The organism is Proteus vulgaris, from assembly GCF_016239305.1.
GTDB classification, from domain to species: Bacteria; Pseudomonadota; Gammaproteobacteria; order Enterobacterales; family Enterobacteriaceae; genus Proteus; species Proteus vulgaris_C.
Map to the genome: position 1 here is coordinate 77,289 of NZ_JAEHOQ010000013.1, position 18,219 is coordinate 95,507.

General features: G+C 39.7%; 18 protein-coding genes. 10 read left to right on the top strand and 8 right to left on the bottom strand.

Features of this window, described 5'->3' with window-relative positions; all coding sequences use genetic code 11:
• Positions 1-58: 58 nt before the first annotated feature.
• A complete protein-coding gene (gene cutC / locus JEP40_RS11065; RefSeq protein ID WP_198623600.1) occupies positions 59-811 on the top strand; it encodes a copper homeostasis protein CutC in 753 nt (250 codons plus the stop codon).
• A 56-nt stretch (positions 812-867) separates the two neighbouring features.
• Here cutC and JEP40_RS11070 read toward each other — a convergent pair whose 3' ends face one another.
• The 5 genes from JEP40_RS11070 to JEP40_RS11090 form a co-directional block, all read right to left on the bottom strand.
• Complete coding sequence (locus JEP40_RS11070) at positions 868-2,442, bottom strand: ATP-binding cassette domain-containing protein (RefSeq protein ID WP_198623601.1); 1,575 nt, start codon at positions 2,440-2,442, stop codon at positions 868-870.
• A gap of 229 nt (positions 2,443-2,671) precedes the next feature.
• Positions 2,672-3,502, bottom strand: coding sequence for a hypothetical protein (locus tag JEP40_RS11075; RefSeq protein ID WP_198623602.1), 831 nt, complete (start codon positions 3,500-3,502; stop codon positions 2,672-2,674).
• A gap of 153 nt (positions 3,503-3,655) precedes the next feature.
• Positions 3,656-4,630 carry a tRNA 5-methoxyuridine(34)/uridine 5-oxyacetic acid(34) synthase CmoB gene (cmoB, locus tag JEP40_RS11080; RefSeq protein WP_198623603.1) on the bottom strand — a complete coding sequence of 325 codons (975 nt, stop codon included), beginning with the start codon at positions 4,628-4,630 and terminating at the stop codon, positions 3,656-3,658.
• On the bottom strand, positions 4,630-5,382 hold the full coding sequence (gene cmoA, locus JEP40_RS11085; RefSeq protein WP_198623604.1) for a carboxy-S-adenosyl-L-methionine synthase CmoA: 753 nt from the start codon (positions 5,380-5,382) through the stop codon (positions 4,630-4,632). The genes cmoB and cmoA overlap by 1 nt, the downstream gene beginning before the upstream one ends.
• Positions 5,383-5,569: 187 nt before the next feature.
• On the bottom strand, positions 5,570-5,968 hold the full coding sequence (locus JEP40_RS11090) for an MAPEG family protein (RefSeq protein ID WP_023582071.1): 399 nt from the start codon (positions 5,966-5,968) through the stop codon (positions 5,570-5,572).
• A gap of 266 nt (positions 5,969-6,234) precedes the next feature.
• On the opposite strand from JEP40_RS11090, the gene aspS reads away from it, so the two are divergent.
• The 6 genes from aspS (at position 6,235) to ruvB (ending at position 11,632) form a co-directional block, all read left to right on the top strand.
• Positions 6,235-8,019: an aspartate--tRNA ligase gene (aspS, locus tag JEP40_RS11095; protein ID WP_198623605.1), complete on the top strand. Its 1,785-nt coding sequence runs from the start codon at positions 6,235-6,237 to the stop codon at positions 8,017-8,019.
• A 3-nt stretch (positions 8,020-8,022) separates the two neighbouring features.
• Positions 8,023-8,457 (top strand): dihydroneopterin triphosphate diphosphatase, encoded by a 435-nt coding sequence (gene nudB, locus JEP40_RS11100; RefSeq protein ID WP_198623606.1) that lies wholly within the window; start codon positions 8,023-8,025, stop codon positions 8,455-8,457.
• A 28-nt stretch (positions 8,458-8,485) separates the two neighbouring features.
• Positions 8,486-9,241 carry a YebC/PmpR family DNA-binding transcriptional regulator gene (locus JEP40_RS11105; protein ID WP_072068212.1) on the top strand — a complete coding sequence of 252 codons (756 nt, stop codon included), beginning with the start codon at positions 8,486-8,488 and terminating at the stop codon, positions 9,239-9,241.
• A 125-nt stretch (positions 9,242-9,366) separates the two neighbouring features.
• On the top strand, positions 9,367-9,888 hold the full coding sequence (gene ruvC / locus JEP40_RS11110; RefSeq protein WP_198623607.1) for a crossover junction endodeoxyribonuclease RuvC: 522 nt from the start codon (positions 9,367-9,369) through the stop codon (positions 9,886-9,888).
• 103 nt (positions 9,889-9,991) lie between these two features.
• Positions 9,992-10,612: a Holliday junction branch migration protein RuvA gene (gene ruvA / locus JEP40_RS11115; RefSeq protein ID WP_198623608.1), complete on the top strand. Its 621-nt coding sequence runs from the start codon at positions 9,992-9,994 to the stop codon at positions 10,610-10,612.
• A 12-nt stretch (positions 10,613-10,624) separates the two neighbouring features.
• Complete coding sequence (gene ruvB / locus JEP40_RS11120; protein ID WP_198623609.1) at positions 10,625-11,632, top strand: Holliday junction branch migration DNA helicase RuvB; 1,008 nt, start codon at positions 10,625-10,627, stop codon at positions 11,630-11,632.
• A 91-nt stretch (positions 11,633-11,723) separates the two neighbouring features.
• Here the strand turns inward: ruvB and znuB are convergent, their stop codons facing one another.
• Together znuB and znuC are read right to left on the bottom strand one after the other, a co-directional pair.
• On the bottom strand, positions 11,724-12,509 hold the full coding sequence (znuB, locus tag JEP40_RS11125) for a zinc ABC transporter permease subunit ZnuB (RefSeq protein ID WP_198623610.1): 786 nt from the start codon (positions 12,507-12,509) through the stop codon (positions 11,724-11,726).
• On the bottom strand, positions 12,502-13,227 hold the full coding sequence (znuC, locus tag JEP40_RS11130; RefSeq protein WP_109408092.1) for a zinc ABC transporter ATP-binding protein ZnuC: 726 nt from the start codon (positions 13,225-13,227) through the stop codon (positions 12,502-12,504). The genes znuB and znuC overlap by 8 nt, the downstream gene beginning before the upstream one ends.
• Positions 13,228-13,301: 74 nt before the next feature.
• Between znuC and znuA the strand changes: the two genes are divergently transcribed.
• From znuA to lpxM, 3 genes are all read left to right on the top strand, one after another.
• On the top strand, positions 13,302-14,246 hold the full coding sequence (gene znuA / locus JEP40_RS11135; protein WP_198623611.1) for a zinc ABC transporter substrate-binding protein ZnuA: 945 nt from the start codon (positions 13,302-13,304) through the stop codon (positions 14,244-14,246).
• A 12-nt stretch (positions 14,247-14,258) separates the two neighbouring features.
• Positions 14,259-15,584: a murein DD-endopeptidase MepM gene (mepM, locus tag JEP40_RS11140; RefSeq protein ID WP_198623612.1), complete on the top strand. Its 1,326-nt coding sequence runs from the start codon at positions 14,259-14,261 to the stop codon at positions 15,582-15,584.
• 105 nt (positions 15,585-15,689) lie between these two features.
• Positions 15,690-16,664, top strand: coding sequence for a lauroyl-Kdo(2)-lipid IV(A) myristoyltransferase (gene lpxM / locus JEP40_RS11145; RefSeq protein ID WP_198623613.1), 975 nt, complete (start codon positions 15,690-15,692; stop codon positions 16,662-16,664).
• A 77-nt stretch (positions 16,665-16,741) separates the two neighbouring features.
• Here the strand turns inward: lpxM and pyk are convergent, their stop codons facing one another.
• Positions 16,742-18,184: a pyruvate kinase gene (pyk, locus tag JEP40_RS11150; RefSeq protein ID WP_198623614.1), complete on the bottom strand. Its 1,443-nt coding sequence runs from the start codon at positions 18,182-18,184 to the stop codon at positions 16,742-16,744.
• Positions 18,185-18,219: the final 35 nt, after the last annotated feature.

Below are 18,219 nucleotides of genomic sequence, written 5' to 3' on the forward strand. Positions count from 1 at the left end.
CTAAGAAATGATATTTATTTTCTGATTACTTTCTGTCTTAAGGATAAAGAGGGATGATATGGCTACGTTGGAGATTTGTTGTTTTGGCGCAGAGTGTGCGCTGGTGGCAGAGCGAGCAGGTGCAGATAGAATTGAGCTATGTACCAGTCCATCAGAAGGTGGTATTACGCCAAGTTTTGGGATGCTAAGACAAGTCAGGGATCTGGTTCATATTCCCGTTCATCCTATTATTCGCCCTCGTGGGGGAGATTTTTGTTACACTCAAGCTGATTTTTCAGCAATGAAAAATGACATTAGTCTTATTCGTGATATGGGATTTCCAGGTGCAGTTGTTGGCCTATTAAATGAAGAAGGACATATTGATTTACCTAAAATGCAAATCCTAATGGAGCTTGCAGGCCCATTAGCTATTACTTTCCATCGTGCTTTTGATATGTGTATTAATCCGTTATTAGGGTTAGAACAACTGACACAGTTAGGTGTTTCTCGTATTCTAACATCAGGTCAACAGGCGAATGCGGAATTAGGTTTACCTTTATTACGAATATTAAATGAAAAAACAAAAGGCCCCGTAATTATGGCGGGAGCAGGCGTAAGATTAAGTAATATCCAAAAATTCTTAGATGCAGGTTTAAAAGAAATACATAGCTCCGCAGGCAAAGTCGCACCCTCAACAATGATTTATCGTAAAGCAGGTGTAACAATGAGCTCAGACAGTGAAGTTGATGAGTTTACCCATTATTGTGTGGATGAAGATACCGTTGAAGCGATGAAAGATATTATGAGTATTTATACGCCATTAGCCTCTTAATTTTAATTAGCTTTAGTGACAGATTTTAAAACTGCGCCTTTTATAGCGCAGTTTTTTTATGCAATATCATCTAATACTAAGGTATGTGTTATACCACAACGTTCAACAAAGGCTTCATCATGGGAAACCAGTAACAATGTACCTTGATATTCAATGAGTAGATTTTCCAATAACTGTTTAGATCCAATATCAAGGTGATTATCTGGTTCATCAAGCAATAATACTGCTGGGGGGATTGGACTATGTGTTAAAGCCAATAGCGTTGCTTTTAATTGCTCGCCACCACTTAGCTTTTCAAGCGGGAGCAATGATTTATCGCCTCTAATTCTTAACATACCCAGCCGTGTGCGCCATTGTTCGATAGAAATAGCGGGTTGATATTGGTGTAATGCTTGTGCAACTGGTAATGTTTTATCAAGTAAAGCAAGATGTTGATCAAGATAACAATAATCTTTGTTGAGCCGAAACTCACCAGAACGAGGGCTAAATTGTTGGATCAAACATTTTAATAATGTCGATTTTCCGCACCCATTTTTACCTTTAATATGCCAATGCTCATTACCGTAAGCTGAAAATGAAATGGGGCGTTGATAACCATATGGAAGCTGAAGATTATCAACAAATACATTTAAACGATGACCATCACTTTGGTAATTCAATACCATTTTCTGCTGATGAACATGTACTTTTTCTTCATCAACACCTTGTTTTTGATATTGCATATCTTCTATTACACGCTGATGCCGTTTTGCTACAGCAGATTGGCGTTGTTCTGCTCTGTTTTTTTGCATATCTAGTAAAAGTAGGCATTGAGAGCCACTTTGTCTGATTGATTCACCTTGGCGTTTACGTTGCGTTGCTTTTTGCAAGGTGGCTTGTTGTTGGCGTTTTTCATTTTTAATTTGGCTATTTAATCGATCGCTGGCGGCTTCTAACGATGCTATTTCTGCACTTTTTTGCGTCTCATATAAAGCATAACTTCCACCATATTCAGATAAACCTTTCTCACTTAACTCTAAAGTAGTGTCTGCATAAGTGAGTAAATTCCGATTATGGCTTACGATAAGCGATCCTGACTTATGTTGAGCCAATTGTTTTATTAGCCATTGCTGTCCTTGATAATCAAGGTGATTATCAGGTTCATCTAACAGAAGAAAACTCTCTTCGCATAAAAAAGCGCGACAAAGTGCTAAACGTGTTTGTTCTCCACCACTTAGATGCTCAATAGGAGTATCTAATGCGACAGGGAGTTGTGCTGAATCTAATAAATTCTGCCAAGTAACAGGAAGTTGCCATTTTCCATCAACTAATTCGATATCTTCTAATGTTGCAGTGCCATTATCAATACGTTGAAAAGCTTGGTAAATTTCATCGACATCTAACGCTTGGGCAAGTGTATTACCTTGTAGTCGCGTTAATTGATCAATGTGGACAAAAGGCATATTCCAATTAACTTGCCCGGATGAAGGCATTATTTTTTGTGCTAATAATCGTAGTAGTATGGATTTTCCTTTACCGTTATGGCCAATTAATGCATTTTGCTGACAAGCTAATGAGCGAGTTAATGGTGGAAAAAGACGTTCTTGATTAAATTCGATAGTAAGTTGTGAGAAGTGACAGGCTATTGTCATAGTAATACCTCCTAAGCGAAATAGGTGGCAGACAGCCGAGATCTTTTTCTAGATGCGACGAAATAAATTATTGTCTGCCAGTAACAGAAAATGAATACCCCAAAAGGTAATTGAAAAATTTTCTGGCAGAATTTAATTCATCGTAGGGAAGTGCCTTCTTAAAAAATAAAATAGGATACGTATGTAACCCGCCTATTATAGCGATAAACATTTCCTGATCAATAGGCGATTAATGTCGTGATCCTCGGGTTGTTTTTTCTCTGTTATAAATAAATTTAAACTTAATTTTTTTATAAAGAGGTGAAAACATTGTAATCGTTAGGAAAATAAAAGGAATGGTATATAAAAGTGTACCTAGCGCCATACCGACATGAGGTGCATTAAAATATTCACTATGTGAAGTAATTAAATTTAAATAATTTACTTTATCTAAATATTCAGGTGTTAAACCACCATAAGGAACAACAAATTGAATTATTGCAATTAAGAAGATACAAAAGAGAAAATTAAGCGTCATATATGCGGAATTAAGGATGTTTTTATTCCTAGCTTCTCTACTTTTCGTTTGATAGCTACCAATAAGACGGTTAGCGACGATAACAGCGTAGAGCCAAAGTACAATATTTTCATCACCCATGACAAAACTATTAATTATAAAGGCAAATAAGCTATAAACAGGGATAAGAACAAAAACAAGCTTAGTGCGTGCTAATACAGCCATAAATAGGCCTGAATGAACAAGAATAAATTCGAAGATAAAAATAACGGTTAAATTATAAATGGTTTGAACACTAAATAACGCGGGATAACACCAAACGGTAATAATGAAAGCGATATAGAAGAATTGAGTAAAATAATCAAACCAAGAGAATAACTTACTGATTTTACGCTGTAATGGTGTGATTATAACGGGTGATTCTTCTTCTGAAAAATTTGGCTTAGAAAAGAACATCTCTCGTTTTTCATTCTCTTTTCGTTGCTTATTAAGAACAAGAGATTGCTGCTTTTGTTGTGCGATCCTTTTTTGTTTAGCTTGTTTAATTTCTTTATATTTTGCCATGATGATCTTTTATAGAGCCAATTTTATAGTTATAAACAATATTTAAGTTAGAAAAAGTAATTTTAAAAATACAATTAATATAGAAAAAAGGATATCTCTATAAGATACCCTTTTTATGATGATCATCTGTAGCACGCTTACAATAAATAAAAATTAAGGTTTAGTTGCAACTAATATCGCACGTTTAGGTGCCGGATAACCTTCAACTGTCTTTGTTTTATCATCAACATCTAAGAATGCGTCTAATGAATCCGTTATCATCCAATCTGTTTTACGTTGTTCATCCAGAGAAGTTGTGTTTTCATCGACAATGCGTACATCTTTAAAGCCGCATTTTTCTAGCCAAACTTTTAGCATTTTTGCCGATGGAATAAAGTACACATTACGCATTTGTGCATAACGTTCACCAGGGATCAGACATTGAAATTCATCACCATCAACAACGAGGCTTTCTAATACTAATTCACCGCCCGAAACCAATTGATTTTTTAATTGCCATAAATGATCAAGCGGTGAACGACGATGATAAAGCACACCCATTGAGAATACGGTATCAAAGGCTTTTAATTCTGGCATTTGTTCAATACCAACAGGAATTAAATGTACACGTTGATCATTCCCTAATAATTTTCTGACTGCTTCAAATTGGCACAAAAAAAGTTGAGTAGGATCGATCCCCACAACAAATTCAGCACCTTCACCTAGCATTCGCCACATGTGATAGCCACTGCCACAACCTACATCCAATACTAAACGGCCTTCAAGGGGAGAAAGGTGAGGTAAAACACGATCCCATTTCCAATCTGAGCGCCATTCTGTATCAATATCGACCCCATAAAGGGAGAAAGGACCTTTTCGCCACGGCATTAAGGATTTCAGAATATTATTTAAACCCAGTTGTTCGCCTGCACTTAATGAGGGAATTTTATTGGCAATTACACCATTTTTTAAATCAAGTTCAGTAGGGGTTATTTCTGGCAAACCCTCGAGCATTCTTTCCCATGAGGAAAAGTGACCGTGTAACGCATTTGAACGCCATTCTGATAATTGAGCAGGCAATGTATCTAACCAATGAAATAAGCGCTCATCTTGCGCAATAAGTTGATAGAACGAACCAAAATTAATCATTAGTTATTGCCTTTAATCGCTAAGAGAGAGCCGAAATTAAAACATTGGAACCACACTTCTGCATGAGGGAAGCCCGCATTATGTAAGCGAGCTTTATGCGTTTCAACAGAGTCTGTCAGCATAACATTTTCTAACATGCTACGTTTTTGGCTAATTTCTAATTCACTGTAACCGTTAGCGCGTTTGAAATCATGGTGCATATTAAACAGCAATTCATCAATTTCTTTATCTTCAAAACTGAATTTTTCAGAAAGTACTAACACTCCACCGGGATTAAGGCCTTGGTAAATGCGGTTTAATAATATTTGGCGATCGCTCGGTGCTAAGAATTGTAAGGTGAAGTTAAGTACGACCATTGAGGCATTGTTGATCTCAATATCAAGAATATCACCTTCAATAATATTGACGGGAGTATCTGCTTTATAGGCATCAATATGGCGTTGACAGCGTTCTACCATAGCCGGTGAATTATCAACACCAATAATTTTGCAACCAGTCACGCTAATATTGCGACGCATAGAAAGGGTAGCCGCACCTAAAGAACAGCCTAAATCATAGACTTGGCTATTGGGTGTAACAAAGCGACCTGCAAGCATACCAATCATAGAGATGATATTTGAGTAACCGGGTACTGAGCGTTTTATCATATCAGGAAACACTTCAGCGACTTTTTCATCAAAGCGCCAGTCACCAAGGTTTGCAATAGGTGTCGCAAATAAGCTGTCTTGTTGTGATGATTTTGAATTCGACATAACTAAAATAGGTTTAAGGAATAAAAGAAGCAAGCATTCTACCAGAAGCGACGGTGCTCACAAAGTTGCATTATTTAGAAAGAAATTGGAAAAAATAAATAAACCTTTTTGATACCTTGCCGTTATTAGACACAACAGCAAGGAAGTCGGTTTTGATCATGGATGATCATGTTATTCCCACGAGGACTTAATAATAAAAGGAAAAGATTTGTATCCAAGGAAGGAAATAAATATTAGCAATGATCATCAATACCATTGATAAGTAAGTGGCAGCCATGCCTGAACGACGCCAACGAAGTTCACGGTGTTTTAATCCATAAGAGTGTAAAAAGCGACCTGCGATTAAAATTGAGCCACAGATGTGTACCATCCAAACAAAAGCACCATTCATTTCCATGACCAGCAATAAGATCATGGAAATAGGAATATATTCTACCGCATTGCCGTGAACACGGATGGCTGTTTGTAATTCATAAAAGCCACCATCACCATAAGCAACCCGATATTGTGTTCTGAGTTTTACGACATTGAGGGACAATTTAATCAATAATAGTGCGCCCAGTACGATATAAAGCGAGCTAACCATCTTTTCTCCATTGCCAAAGCCAAAAAACGGCGAATTTAATGATAAACCTCAAAGCGACTTCTGTCGCTATAAATAATTATTATTAATTAATTGTTTGGGGATTAGCAAATCCTTGAAAAGATGTATCATATAAACTAGGTCTATACTCTTATCTCCAGGAAGAATTTTCGTTATAATGTCTGCCTTTTTTTTGACACTACTCGAAAAAGACTATTGCCAAAATTTCCGCAGCAGAAAGCACAACAAGCTGAGTAAAAGGATATTGTATGCGTACTAATTATTGTGGGCAGTTGAATAGTGCCCATGTGGGCCAAAAAGTGACTCTTTGTGGTTGGGTTAACCGTCGCCGTGACTTAGGTGGACTTATCTTTATTGATATGCGAGATCGCGAAGGTATTGTTCAAGTCTTCTTTGACCCAGAGCAGAAAGAGGCATTTTCTCAGGCATCAGAACTGCGTAATGAATTTTGTATTCAAGTCACAGGAACAGTACGCGCTCGTCCTGATAGCCAAGTTAACAAGAATATGGCAACAGGTGAAATTGAGTTAGCGGCAGAATCTCTGTCTATTTTTAACCGTTCAGAGCCATTACCGTTAGATAGCAATCAAACAAATACTGAAGAGCGTCGTTTAACTTATCGTTATTTAGACCTGCGTCGCCCTGAAATGTCTGAGCGCTTAAAAACCCGTGCTAAAATCACAAGCTTTGTTCGCCGTTTTATGGATGGTGAAGGTTTCCTTGATGTCGAAACTCCAATGCTGACAAAAGCGACACCAGAAGGTGCGCGTGACTATTTAGTACCAAGTCGTGTACACAAAGGTAAGTTCTACGCATTACCACAATCACCACAGCTTTTTAAACAGCTGTTAATGATGTCTGGCTTTGATCGTTACTATCAAATCGTAAAATGCTTCCGTGATGAAGACTTACGTGCTGACCGTCAGCCTGAATTTACACAAATCGATGTTGAAACCTCTTTCATGAGCGCAGATCAAGTGCGCGAAGTGATGGAGCGTATGATCCACGCATTATGGTTAGATATTCTTAATGTCGATTTAGGCGCGTTCCCCGTCATGACCTTTGCTGAAGCAATGCGTCGTTATGGTTCAGACAAACCAGATTTACGTAACCCAATGGAACTCAAAGACATTGCTGATTTAGTCAAAGATGTTGAGTTCAGCGTATTTGCACAAGCCGCCAATGATGAAAAATGCCGTGTTATCGCACTGCGTGTGCCAGGTGGCGCATCATTAACCCGTAAAAATATTGATGAGTATACACAATTTGTTGGTATTTACGGGGCTAAAGGCCTTGCGTGGATGAAAGTCAACGAAAGTGCTAAAGGCATTGAAGGTGTACAAAGCCCAATTGCTAAATTCCTGACTAACGATGTTGTTAACGCTATTTTAGAAACAACAGGCGCAACAGATGGTGATTTAATCTTCTTTGGTGCGGGTCGTAAAGGCACTATGAGTGATGCAATGGGTGCTCTGCGTTTGAAAGTCGGTCGTGATCTTGAGCTGACAGACTTAAATGCATGGAAACCATTATGGGTTATCGACTTCCCAATGTTTGAAGAAGATGAAGAAACAGGTAGCCTAAGTGCAATGCACCATCCATTTACTTCACCAAAAGACTTATCACCTGTTGAGCTGACAGCACATCCAGTGGGTGCGGTAGCAAATGCGTATGATATGGTTATCAACGGTTATGAAGTCGGTGGTGGCTCTGTTCGTATCCACCGTAATGAAATGCAACAAGCGGTATTTAGCATTTTAGGTATTTCACCAGATGAGCAACAAGAAAAATTTGGTTTCTTATTAGATGCACTTAAATTTGGTACGCCACCACATGCAGGTTTAGCTTTTGGTTTAGACCGCTTAGTGATGCTGTTAACCGGAACTGATAATATCCGTGATGTTATTGCATTCCCTAAAACAACAGCTGCAGCGTGCTTAATGACTAATGCACCAAGTTTTGCTAATGCTGATTCTTTAAAAGAGCTAGCAATTGCAGTAACTCAAAAAGAAGTTAGCGAAGATAAAGAGTAAATAATGAAATATAAGCGCCCGATATCCGTTTTAGTTGTTATTTATGCAAAAGAGACCAAACGGGTGCTTATGCTTAAGCGTCGAGATGATCCTGATTTTTGGCAATCGGTGACAGGTAGCTTAGAAGAGGACGAAACGCCTTTTCAAACTGCGTTACGTGAAGTGCAAGAAGAAGTTGGAATTGATATCATAAAAGAAAATCTTGAGCTGGTGGATTGCCATCGCTCAGTCCTTTTTGAGATTTTTGCACATTTTCGGCATCGTTATGCACCCGAAGTGACACATTGTCAGGAACATTGGTTTACGTTAGCACTGCCCGCAGAGCGAGAACTTGTGCTAACTGAGCATTCTCAATATCAATGGCTCGACGCACCACTGGCGGCAAAATTAACAAAATCCGCCAGTAATCAGCAAGCGATTGAAGAATTTGTTATTTAATGATTAGACCACGTTTGGAGATATTTTCATGGCAGGTCATAGTAAATGGGCCAATACAAAACACCGTAAAGCAGCGCAAGATGCGAAACGCGGTAAAATTTTCACTAAAATCATCCGTGAATTAGTTACAGCAGCACGTTTAGGTGGTGGTGATCCTGCAACTAACCCACGTTTACGTGCGGCAGTTGATAAAGCATTATCAAATAACATGACTCGTGACACCTTAAACCGTGCGATTGCACGCGGTGTGGGTAATGATGAAAATGATAATATGGAAACTATCATCTATGAAGGTTATGGCCCTGCGGGTACTGCTGTGATGGTTGAATGCTTAAGTGATAATCGTAACCGTACTGTTTCCGATGTTCGCCATGCATTTACCAAAACAGGTGGTAACTTAGGAACGGATGGTTCAGTTTCTTATCTTTTCACCAAAAAAGGTGTAATTTCTTACGCACCGGGTGTTGATGAAGATGCTGTTATGGAAGCTGCGTTAGAAGCGGGTGCGGATGACGTTGAAACTTATGATGATGGCGCTATTGATGTTTACACCACGCCAGAATCGTTTGGTGAAGTAAAAGATGCAATGGATGCTGCAGGTTTTGTCGCTGAAGCTGCCGAAGTTTCCATGATCCCCTCAACAAAAGCAGAATTGGATATCGAAACAGCACCGAAATTAATGCGTCTTATTGATATGTTAGAAGACAGTGATGATGTGCAAGAAGTGTATCACAATGGTGATATCTCTGATGAAGTTGCAAAACAACTGGAAGATATCCTGTAATCGTTCTAACGATTATCGAAAATAACAGTGTTGATTACTGTTATTAAAAAGTGCGAAGAGAAGAGCAGAGCAAATTTTCTTGCTCTTTTCTCTCGCCATCGACCATATCGGCAACAGGAATTGATATGGCTATCATTTTAGGTATAGATCCTGGATCACGGGTTACAGGTTATGGTGTAATTCGACAACAAGGACGACAACTTATCTATTTGGGAAGCGGTTGTATTCGTACACAAGTTTCCGACCTTCCTAATCGACTTAAACGTATTTATGCTGGTGTTAGCGAAATTATTACGCAATTTTCGCCAGATGTGTTTGCCGTTGAACAAGTATTTATGGCTAAAAATGCTGACTCTGCATTAAAACTAGGGCAAGCGCGAGGTGTGGCGATACTGGCTGCAGTAAATAATGATTTACCTGTTTTTGAATATGCGGCTCGTCAAGTTAAACAAACGGTTGTGGGTACAGGTGCTGCCGAAAAAAGCCAAGTGCAACATATGGTACGTTCAATATTAAAGCTATCCGCTGCGCCACAATCAGATGCCGCCGATGCTTTAGCAATTGCTATCACACATTGCCACTTTAACCAAAATTTATTACGTGTGGGGGATCCTCGATTAGTTTTAACGCGAGGTCGATTAAGATAAGTTGTTATCTTGGTAAATGTTTTTGGTTTTTCACAGGCTGGATATACGTCCAGCTTTTTTTATGTTATAAACTTGGCGTAAATATATTTGCGGAGGCGTTAGGGTGATAGGTCGTATCAGAGGAATTATTCTTGAAAAACAGCCACCAGTGGTGCTGATTGAGGCAGGTAATGGTGTAGGTTATGAAATAAATATGCCAATGACCTGTTTTTATGAACTGCCTGATATTGGACAAGAAGCCATTATCTATACGCAATTTATCGTACGTGAAGATGCTCAATTACTTTATGGTTTTAACCAAAAACAAGAGCGTGCACTTTTTCGTGAATTAATTAAAGTCAATGGTGTCGGCCCGAAACTGGCATTAGCCATTTTATCTGGTATGTCGGCCCGTCAATTTGTGACAGCTATTGAAAATGAATCTATCTCTTCATTAGTAAAATTACCGGGCGTGGGTAAGAAAACAGCAGAACGTTTAGTGGTTGAAATGAAAGACCGCTTCAAGGGGCTTAATGGTGATTTATTCGAAAATAGCGATATTGAGTTACCAGAAAGTACTTCGCCTAAAACACCAAAAGCGGCTGATATTGAAGCCGAAGCCTCTGCTGCATTAATCGCATTGGGCTATAAACCACAAGAAGCAGCAAAAATGATCAGTAAAGTAGCAAAACTGGGTTCAGATAGTGAAACGCTTATCAAAGAAGCATTGCGCGCGGCTATTTAGGAGTAACACATTGTGATTGAAGCAGATCGCCTGATTTCAGCAGAAATTCAACAACCTGAAGAAGAAATAATAGATAGGGCTATTCGCCCTAAATCTCTTGCCGAATATGTTGGGCAACCACAAGTTCGTGAACAGATGGAGATTTTTATTCAGGCGGCTAAATTACGTCATGATGCACTCGACCATTTGCTTATTTTTGGCCCTCCCGGATTAGGTAAAACCACATTGGCAAATATCATTGCTAATGAAATGGGAGTTAATTTGCGTACGACATCGGGCCCAGTGCTTGAAAAGGCGGGAGATTTAGCCGCTATGCTAACTAACCTTGAGCCTCATGACGTACTGTTTATTGATGAAATTCATCGACTCTCTCCCATTGTTGAAGAAATCCTTTATCCTGCAATGGAAGATTACCAGCTTGATATTATGATTGGCGAAGGGCCTGCCGCACGTTCGATTAAAATTGATCTACCGCCATTTACCTTAGTGGGAGCAACCACAAGAGCGGGCTCTTTAACATCACCTTTGCGCGACCGTTTTGGTATTGTGCAACGTTTGGAGTTTTATAATGTTGATGACCTCCAACACATTGTCTCTCGTAGCGCCAATTTTATGGGATTAGAGATGACAAATGAAGGTGCTCGTCAAATTGCAATGCGTTCACGAGGTACACCACGTATTACTAATCGATTGTTGCGCCGAGTACGAGACTTTGCTCAGGTTAAAGGTAATGGTGCCATCGATGAGGATACCGCTTCTAAAGCGCTTGATATGTTAAATGTAGATGCTGCGGGTTTTGACTATTTAGATCGTAAATTACTTTTTGCCATCATTGATAAATTTATGGGTGGCCCTGTGGGATTAGATAACCTTGCCGCCGCTATTGGTGAAGAGCGAGAAACCATCGAAGATGTGTTAGAGCCTTATTTAATCCAGCAAGGTTTTATTCAGCGCACGCCACGAGGCCGTGTTGCCACGAATCATGCCTATCGTCATTTTAATCGTATCGTAGAAGAATAAATTAACGTTCTGTCATTTATCATAAATAAGAATAACCCTTGATGGAGTAATTACATCAAGGGTTTTTTTGTATCAAATTTGGCTTATTTGATTATTGCTTAGCGGGGGCGAACAAACTCAAGATAAATAAACAGCTCGCTGCTAAAACAACAGAAGGGCCTGCGGGAGTGTCATAAAAAGCAGAGAAAGTTAAACCACCTGTAATTGCTAACATACCAACGGCAATAGCAATCATGGCCATCTGCTCTGGTGAGCGAGCAAAACGGCGCGCCGTTGCTGCAGGAATAATGAGTAGAGAGGTGATAATTAATGCGCCAACAAACTTCATGGCTAAACCAATAGTTAGGGCGGTGATCATCATTAGCTTTAAGCGTTCTCGCTGAATATTTACACCATCAACAAAGGCTATATCTTGGTTAATGGTCATAGAAAGCAGTGGACGCCATGAACGAATAATCACAAATAAAACAATCACAACGCCAATAAAAATACTGATAACATCTTGGTAGTTAACCGAAAGCAAATCACCAAACAGATACGCCATTAAATCTACACGCACATTGGACATTAAACTAACAACTACAAGCCCTAAAGAAAGCGCACTGTGTGCCATGATCCCTAAAAGGGTATCAACAGAAAGTTGTGGTTTTAATTCTAACCATACTAATAGAATAGCTAAAAGAAGAGTGACTACAATAACAGCATAAAAAGGCTCGATATTAAATAACAAACCAAAAGCAACCCCGAGTAATGAGGCATGAGCTAAGGTATCACCAAAATAAGACATACGACGCCAAACGACAAAAGAGCCCAATGGGCCCGCCGCCATTGCTAAGAGCATACCGGCAATCCAACCCGGTAACAGCAACTCAATCATGACGACACTCCTTACTATGCTGGTGATGATGACGATAAATACCAAGTTGTTCAGCACCACGACTACCAAACATAGCGATAAATTCTGGGTGGGAAGAAACAACATCTGGTGTGCCTGAACAGCAAATATGACCATTTAAACAGAGCACTTCATCTGTTTTTGCCATGACTAAATGAAGATCATGAGAAACCATCAAAATGGCACAACCTAATTCATTACGAAGTTGATTAATTAAATCATAAAGAGCAAGTTGACCATTAACATCAACACCTTGAGTTGGCTCATCTAAGACTAAAAGTTGAGGTTGATTAAGTAAGGCTCTTGCTAATAACACGCGCTGAGATTCACCACCTGACAGTTTTTGCATTGGCTGATTGATTAATTTAGCCGCATTAACGCGCTCAAGGGCAGGGAGAATATCTTTATCTTGTACACCTGGTTTTAGCGTCATAAAGCGCTTAACTGTTAATGGCATTGTAGGGTCAAGATAAAGTTTTTGAGGAACATAGCCAATACGTAACGTATTATGGCGTTCTACTTTTCCTGATGTTGGATTTAATAACCCAAGAACTAAACGGATAACCGTGGATTTACCCGCACCATTAGGGCCAAGTAAAGTAAGAATACGGCCTGCTTTTAAATCAAAAGAGATATCTTTTAAAATTTCTCTTTCACCAAAAGAAACAGAAACCGATTTTAAACAAATCAAGTCAGACATAAAATTAGCACTTGCAGAATCATTGAAACGTTATAATATAACATTTCCAATGATGATTCACGAGAATTCTTCCTATGTTACATAAAAACAACAAATTTGCGCATCGTTTTTTATTGAAATCATTTTTAGCGACAGCGATGATCAGTTCATTCTGCGCTTCTGTTCAGGCTGATGTGGTGGTTTCTATTCGGCCAATCGGATTTATTGCCGCAGCTATCGCTGACGGGGTGACACCAACGGAAGTTTTATTACCGGATGGTGCATCTCCACATGATTACGCATTAAAACCATCTGATTTGAAAAAAATTACTTCTGCTGACCTGATGGTATGGGTTGGGCCTGATATGGAAGTGTTTTTAGATAGACCATTAAACAGACTTACAGACAATCATAAGTTGGCTTTAGCGGAAACTGACGAAATAAAGTCGCTTTTATTGAAAGATGATGATGACAATGTGCATAAATATGAGGAAAATCACGAACATCATTCTCACGGTGATTATAATATGCACATCTGGTTATCACCAGAGATTGCGTTGTCGTCTGCAAAACAGATCCATGAAAGGTTAATTGCACTTTATCCAGATAAAAAAGAACTTCTGGACGTAAACCTAGGTAAATTCAGCGAACAACTCAAGCAAACTGATAAGAATCTTGTTAATATTCTGTCGCCTGTTAGAAATAAGGGTTATTTTGTCTTTCATGATGCTTATGGCTACTTCGAAAAACATTATAATTTAAAGCCATTAGGTCATTTTACTATCAACCCTGAAATACAGCCAGGTGCGCAGAAATTACATCAAATACGAACACAGTTGGTTGAGCAAAAAGCAACCTGTATTTTTGCTGAGCCACAATTTAGGCCGACAGTAATAGAAACAGTGGCGAAAGGCACTGGGGTTAAAATGGGTGTATTAGACCCCCTAGGAAGTGGGATTGCTCTAACTCAAGAGAGCTATGTGAAATTCCTTACCCAACTAGCTAACCAATATGCGAGCTGCCTGAATGAAACACAATAAGGAATTAAGAACGTGCAGCAGAAGAAATCCATTGCACAGGTATATTTAAGTTTACCACTCCCACATAAAATCATGCTTGGTTCGTTAACTGCAGCAACATTGGCCGTCGCGATTTGGCGGCCAGTAGTTCTTCAAAATGAGCAAAGCCGAGAAGTTCCTGTCAGTATTCAAATGCCTCTCGCTAATCAAGGCGAAAATACCGATGACATCATCACTGATAGTAGTGATCAACTTACAGATGAAGGCTTAGTTGGTGCAGATGACGGCACTGACACAAGTACAGCAGTCGCACAAGTTCCTCACACTTATATTGTGTCTAGTGGCGATTCATTAAGTTCAATACTGACTCAGTTTGGTATTGATTCTGCTGATATTGCGACTATCTCTAATCAAAATAAAGATCTCAGAAACCTGAAAATTGGGCAACCTATTAGCTGGGAACTTGATGATAATGGGTTACTTCAAGAATTAAGCTGGGGTGTCTCTCGTCGTGAAACTCGCGTTTATACCCGTACAGAAACGGGTTTTAAAGAAACAAAAGAGTTCCAAAAAGGTGAATGGAAAAACAGCGTAACGACAGGTGTTATTCGAGGTAGTTTTTCTGTAAGTGCAACAAATGCAGGTTTAACTAATGCCGAAGCACGCGCTGTTACTAAAGCATTACAGTGGCAAGTAGACTTTAAAAAGTTACAAAGTGGTGACCAATTTGCGGCACTATTTTCTCGTGAAGTGCTTGATGGGCGTACCGAGCAAAGTGAGCTAATTGGTGTCCGTTTACGTAGTGCGGGTAAAGATTATTATGCGTTTCTTGCTGAAGATGGCCGTTTCTACGATAGCCAAGCGGGTGGATTAGAACGCGGATTTATGCGTTTCCCAACGGTGAAGCAGTTTAGAGTGTCATCTCAATTTAATCCTCGTCGTATTAACCCTGTTACAGGACGTTTGGCTGCTCATAAAGGTGTCGATTTTGCTATGCCAGTGGGTACACCAGTATTAGCAACAGGGGATGGCGAAGTGATTGTAGCAAAATATAGCGGTGCCGCAGGTAACTTTATCGCTATTCGCCATGGTAGCCAATACACCACGCGTTATATGCATTTACGTCAATTATTGGTAAAGCCAGGGCAACGAGTTAAACGTGGCGATAGAATTGCGTTATCGGGTAATACAGGACGTTCTACAGGACCTCATTTACACTATGAGCTGTGGATCAACCAACAAGCAGTTAATCCATTAACGGCAACATTACCTCGTGCTGACGGTTTAACAGGTAAAAACAAGCAAGAATACTTAGCTAAAGTCAAAGAGATTAAGCCTCAATTAGTGCTAGCCGATTGACAATTAATACGATTTTAAAGACATAAAAGCGGATGATTGATATCATCCGCTTTTGTTTTAACGTTTTTTACGCCTATTAGGGGTGTCAGTTCAGAGAGTTATCTGATGAATAAAGAAAAAGATACAGATAGCAAAGCGGGTTATGTGCCTACTTTTCACCGCGCATATTTACATCCTCGTCATTGGGGAACTTGGCTAGGCGCTGGTGTTTTAAGTGCATTGGCTTATATGCCAGTTAAATGGCGTGATCCATTTCTTGCTTCTATTGGTCGTTTTGTTGGGCGTAAAGCGAAAAGTGCAAGACGTCGTGCAGATATCAATTTGAGATACTGTTTCCCAAAATGGGATAAAACACAACGTGAAACAGTTCTTGATAGTATGTTTGAAACGGCGCCCCAATCCTTTGTGATGTTAGCAGAGCTTTGTTTAAGGGGGCCTGAGCACATATTAAAACGAACAAGCTGGCAGGGCTTAGAGATCATCGAGCGTTTTAAAGAGCAAGGCCGTAATGTTATTTTTATGGTGCCTCATGGTTGGGCTGTTGATATCCCTGCAATGTTATTAGCCGCCAAAGGCCAGCAAATGGCGGCTATGTTTCACCATCAAAAAGATCCCGTGGCTGATTATTTATGGAATAAAGCACGCCACCATTTTGATGGACGGTTACATTCGCGCGAAGCTGGTATTAAGCCATTTATTTCTTCTGTTCGACAGGGCTTTTGGGGATATTACTTACCTGACCAAGATCATGGCGCAGAGCATAGTCAATTTGTGGATTTTTTTGGTACATATAAAGCAACATTACCCGCAATTGGGCGTTTAATGAAAGTATGCCGAGCAGCTATCGTGCCTTTGTTCCCAGTTTATTGCCATAAAACACATCAGCTTCATATTATTATTCGTGAGCCTATGGATGATATTGAAGATAAAGATGATGCTTATATTGCACGTAGAATGAATGAAGAACTAGAAGCGTTAGTCACACCAACGCCAGAGCAATACACTTGGATCTTAAAATTATTAAAAACACGTAAAGAGGGCGAAATTGAGCCTTATTCGCGTGAAAATATATTGGACTAGTTAGTTAATAAGCAAATATAAAAAAACGGGCGCTCAATTAAAGTGCCCGTTTTACTATTAAGATTTACAACTTGGTATTATTCAACCGTCAAAATACGGCATGTATTAGTGCTACCGATAGTACCCATTAGGTCACCTTGAGTAACTAACACTAAATCACCAGAAACTAAGAAACCTTTGTCACGTAAACGAGCAATTGCTTCGTTAGCAGCAGCAATGCCATCAGTATGAGTACTACAATAAACAGGTGTAACACCACGATAAAGTGCCGTTTGGTTTAGTGTTTTCTCATGGCGAGACATTGAGAAAATTGGTAAACCTGTACTGATACGGGACATCATGCGTGCAGTACGACCTGATTCTGTCATCGCAATAATTGCATTAACGCCTTTCATATGGTTAGCGGCATACATAGTGGACATCGCAATAGCTTCTTCCACGGTATCAAACACCATATCTAAGCGGTGCTTAGACACATTAGCAGCAGGCATTTTTTCAGCCCCTAAACAGACTTGTGCCATTGAAGCGACTGTTTCTGCTGGATATTGTCCTGCTGCAGTTTCTGCCGAAAGCATAACCGCGTCAGTGCCATCTAACACGGCATTAGCAACGTCCATAACCTCAGCTCGAGTTGGCATTGGGTTTGTTATCATTGACTCCATCATTTGAGTAGCAGTGATAACAACACGATTAAGCTGACGAGCACGACGAATTAGTTTTTTCTGTACACCAACAAGTTCAGGATCGCCAATTTCAACACCTAAGTCGCCACGAGCCACCATTACGACATCGGATGCCATAATGATTTCATCAATAATTTCATCATTAGCGACCGCTTCAGCACGCTCTACTTTAGATACAATTTGGCATTCACAACCTGCATCACGGGCTAAACGCCGAGCGAGGTTAAGATCTTCGCCTGTTCTTGGGAATGAAACAGCAAGGTAATCGACACCAATTTTAGCTGCCGTAATAATATCTTGCTTATCTTTCTCTGTTAATGCATCAGCAGAAAGACCGCCACCAAGTTTGTTAATGCCTTTATTATTAGATAAAGGGCCACCCACGGTGACTTCAGTAAAGACTTTTAGTCCATCAACTTTGAGGACTTTCAACTGAACGCGACCATCATCGAGCAGTAAAATATCACCAGGAACTACATCGGTAGGTAGGCCTTTATAGTCAATGCCGACTTGATTTTGATTGCCTTCACCTTTTTCAAGGGTGGCATCAAGCAAGAATTTATCACCGACATTCAGGAAAACTTTTCCGTCTTTAAATGTAGAAACACGGATTTTAGGGCCTTGTAAATCCCCAAGAATAGCAACATGGCGACCAAGTCTCGCTGCAATTTCACGCGTACGATTAGCACGAGCAAGATGATCTTCCGCAGAACCATGAGAGAAATTTAATCGAACAACATTCGCACCAGCAATAATAATTTTTTCTAAGTTATTATCACGATCTGTTGCTGGGCCTAAGGTGGTAACAATTTTTGTTCTTCTGAGCCGTCTGGACATGTATTACTCCGTTGACCTTGAACGAAAGGTGTTGG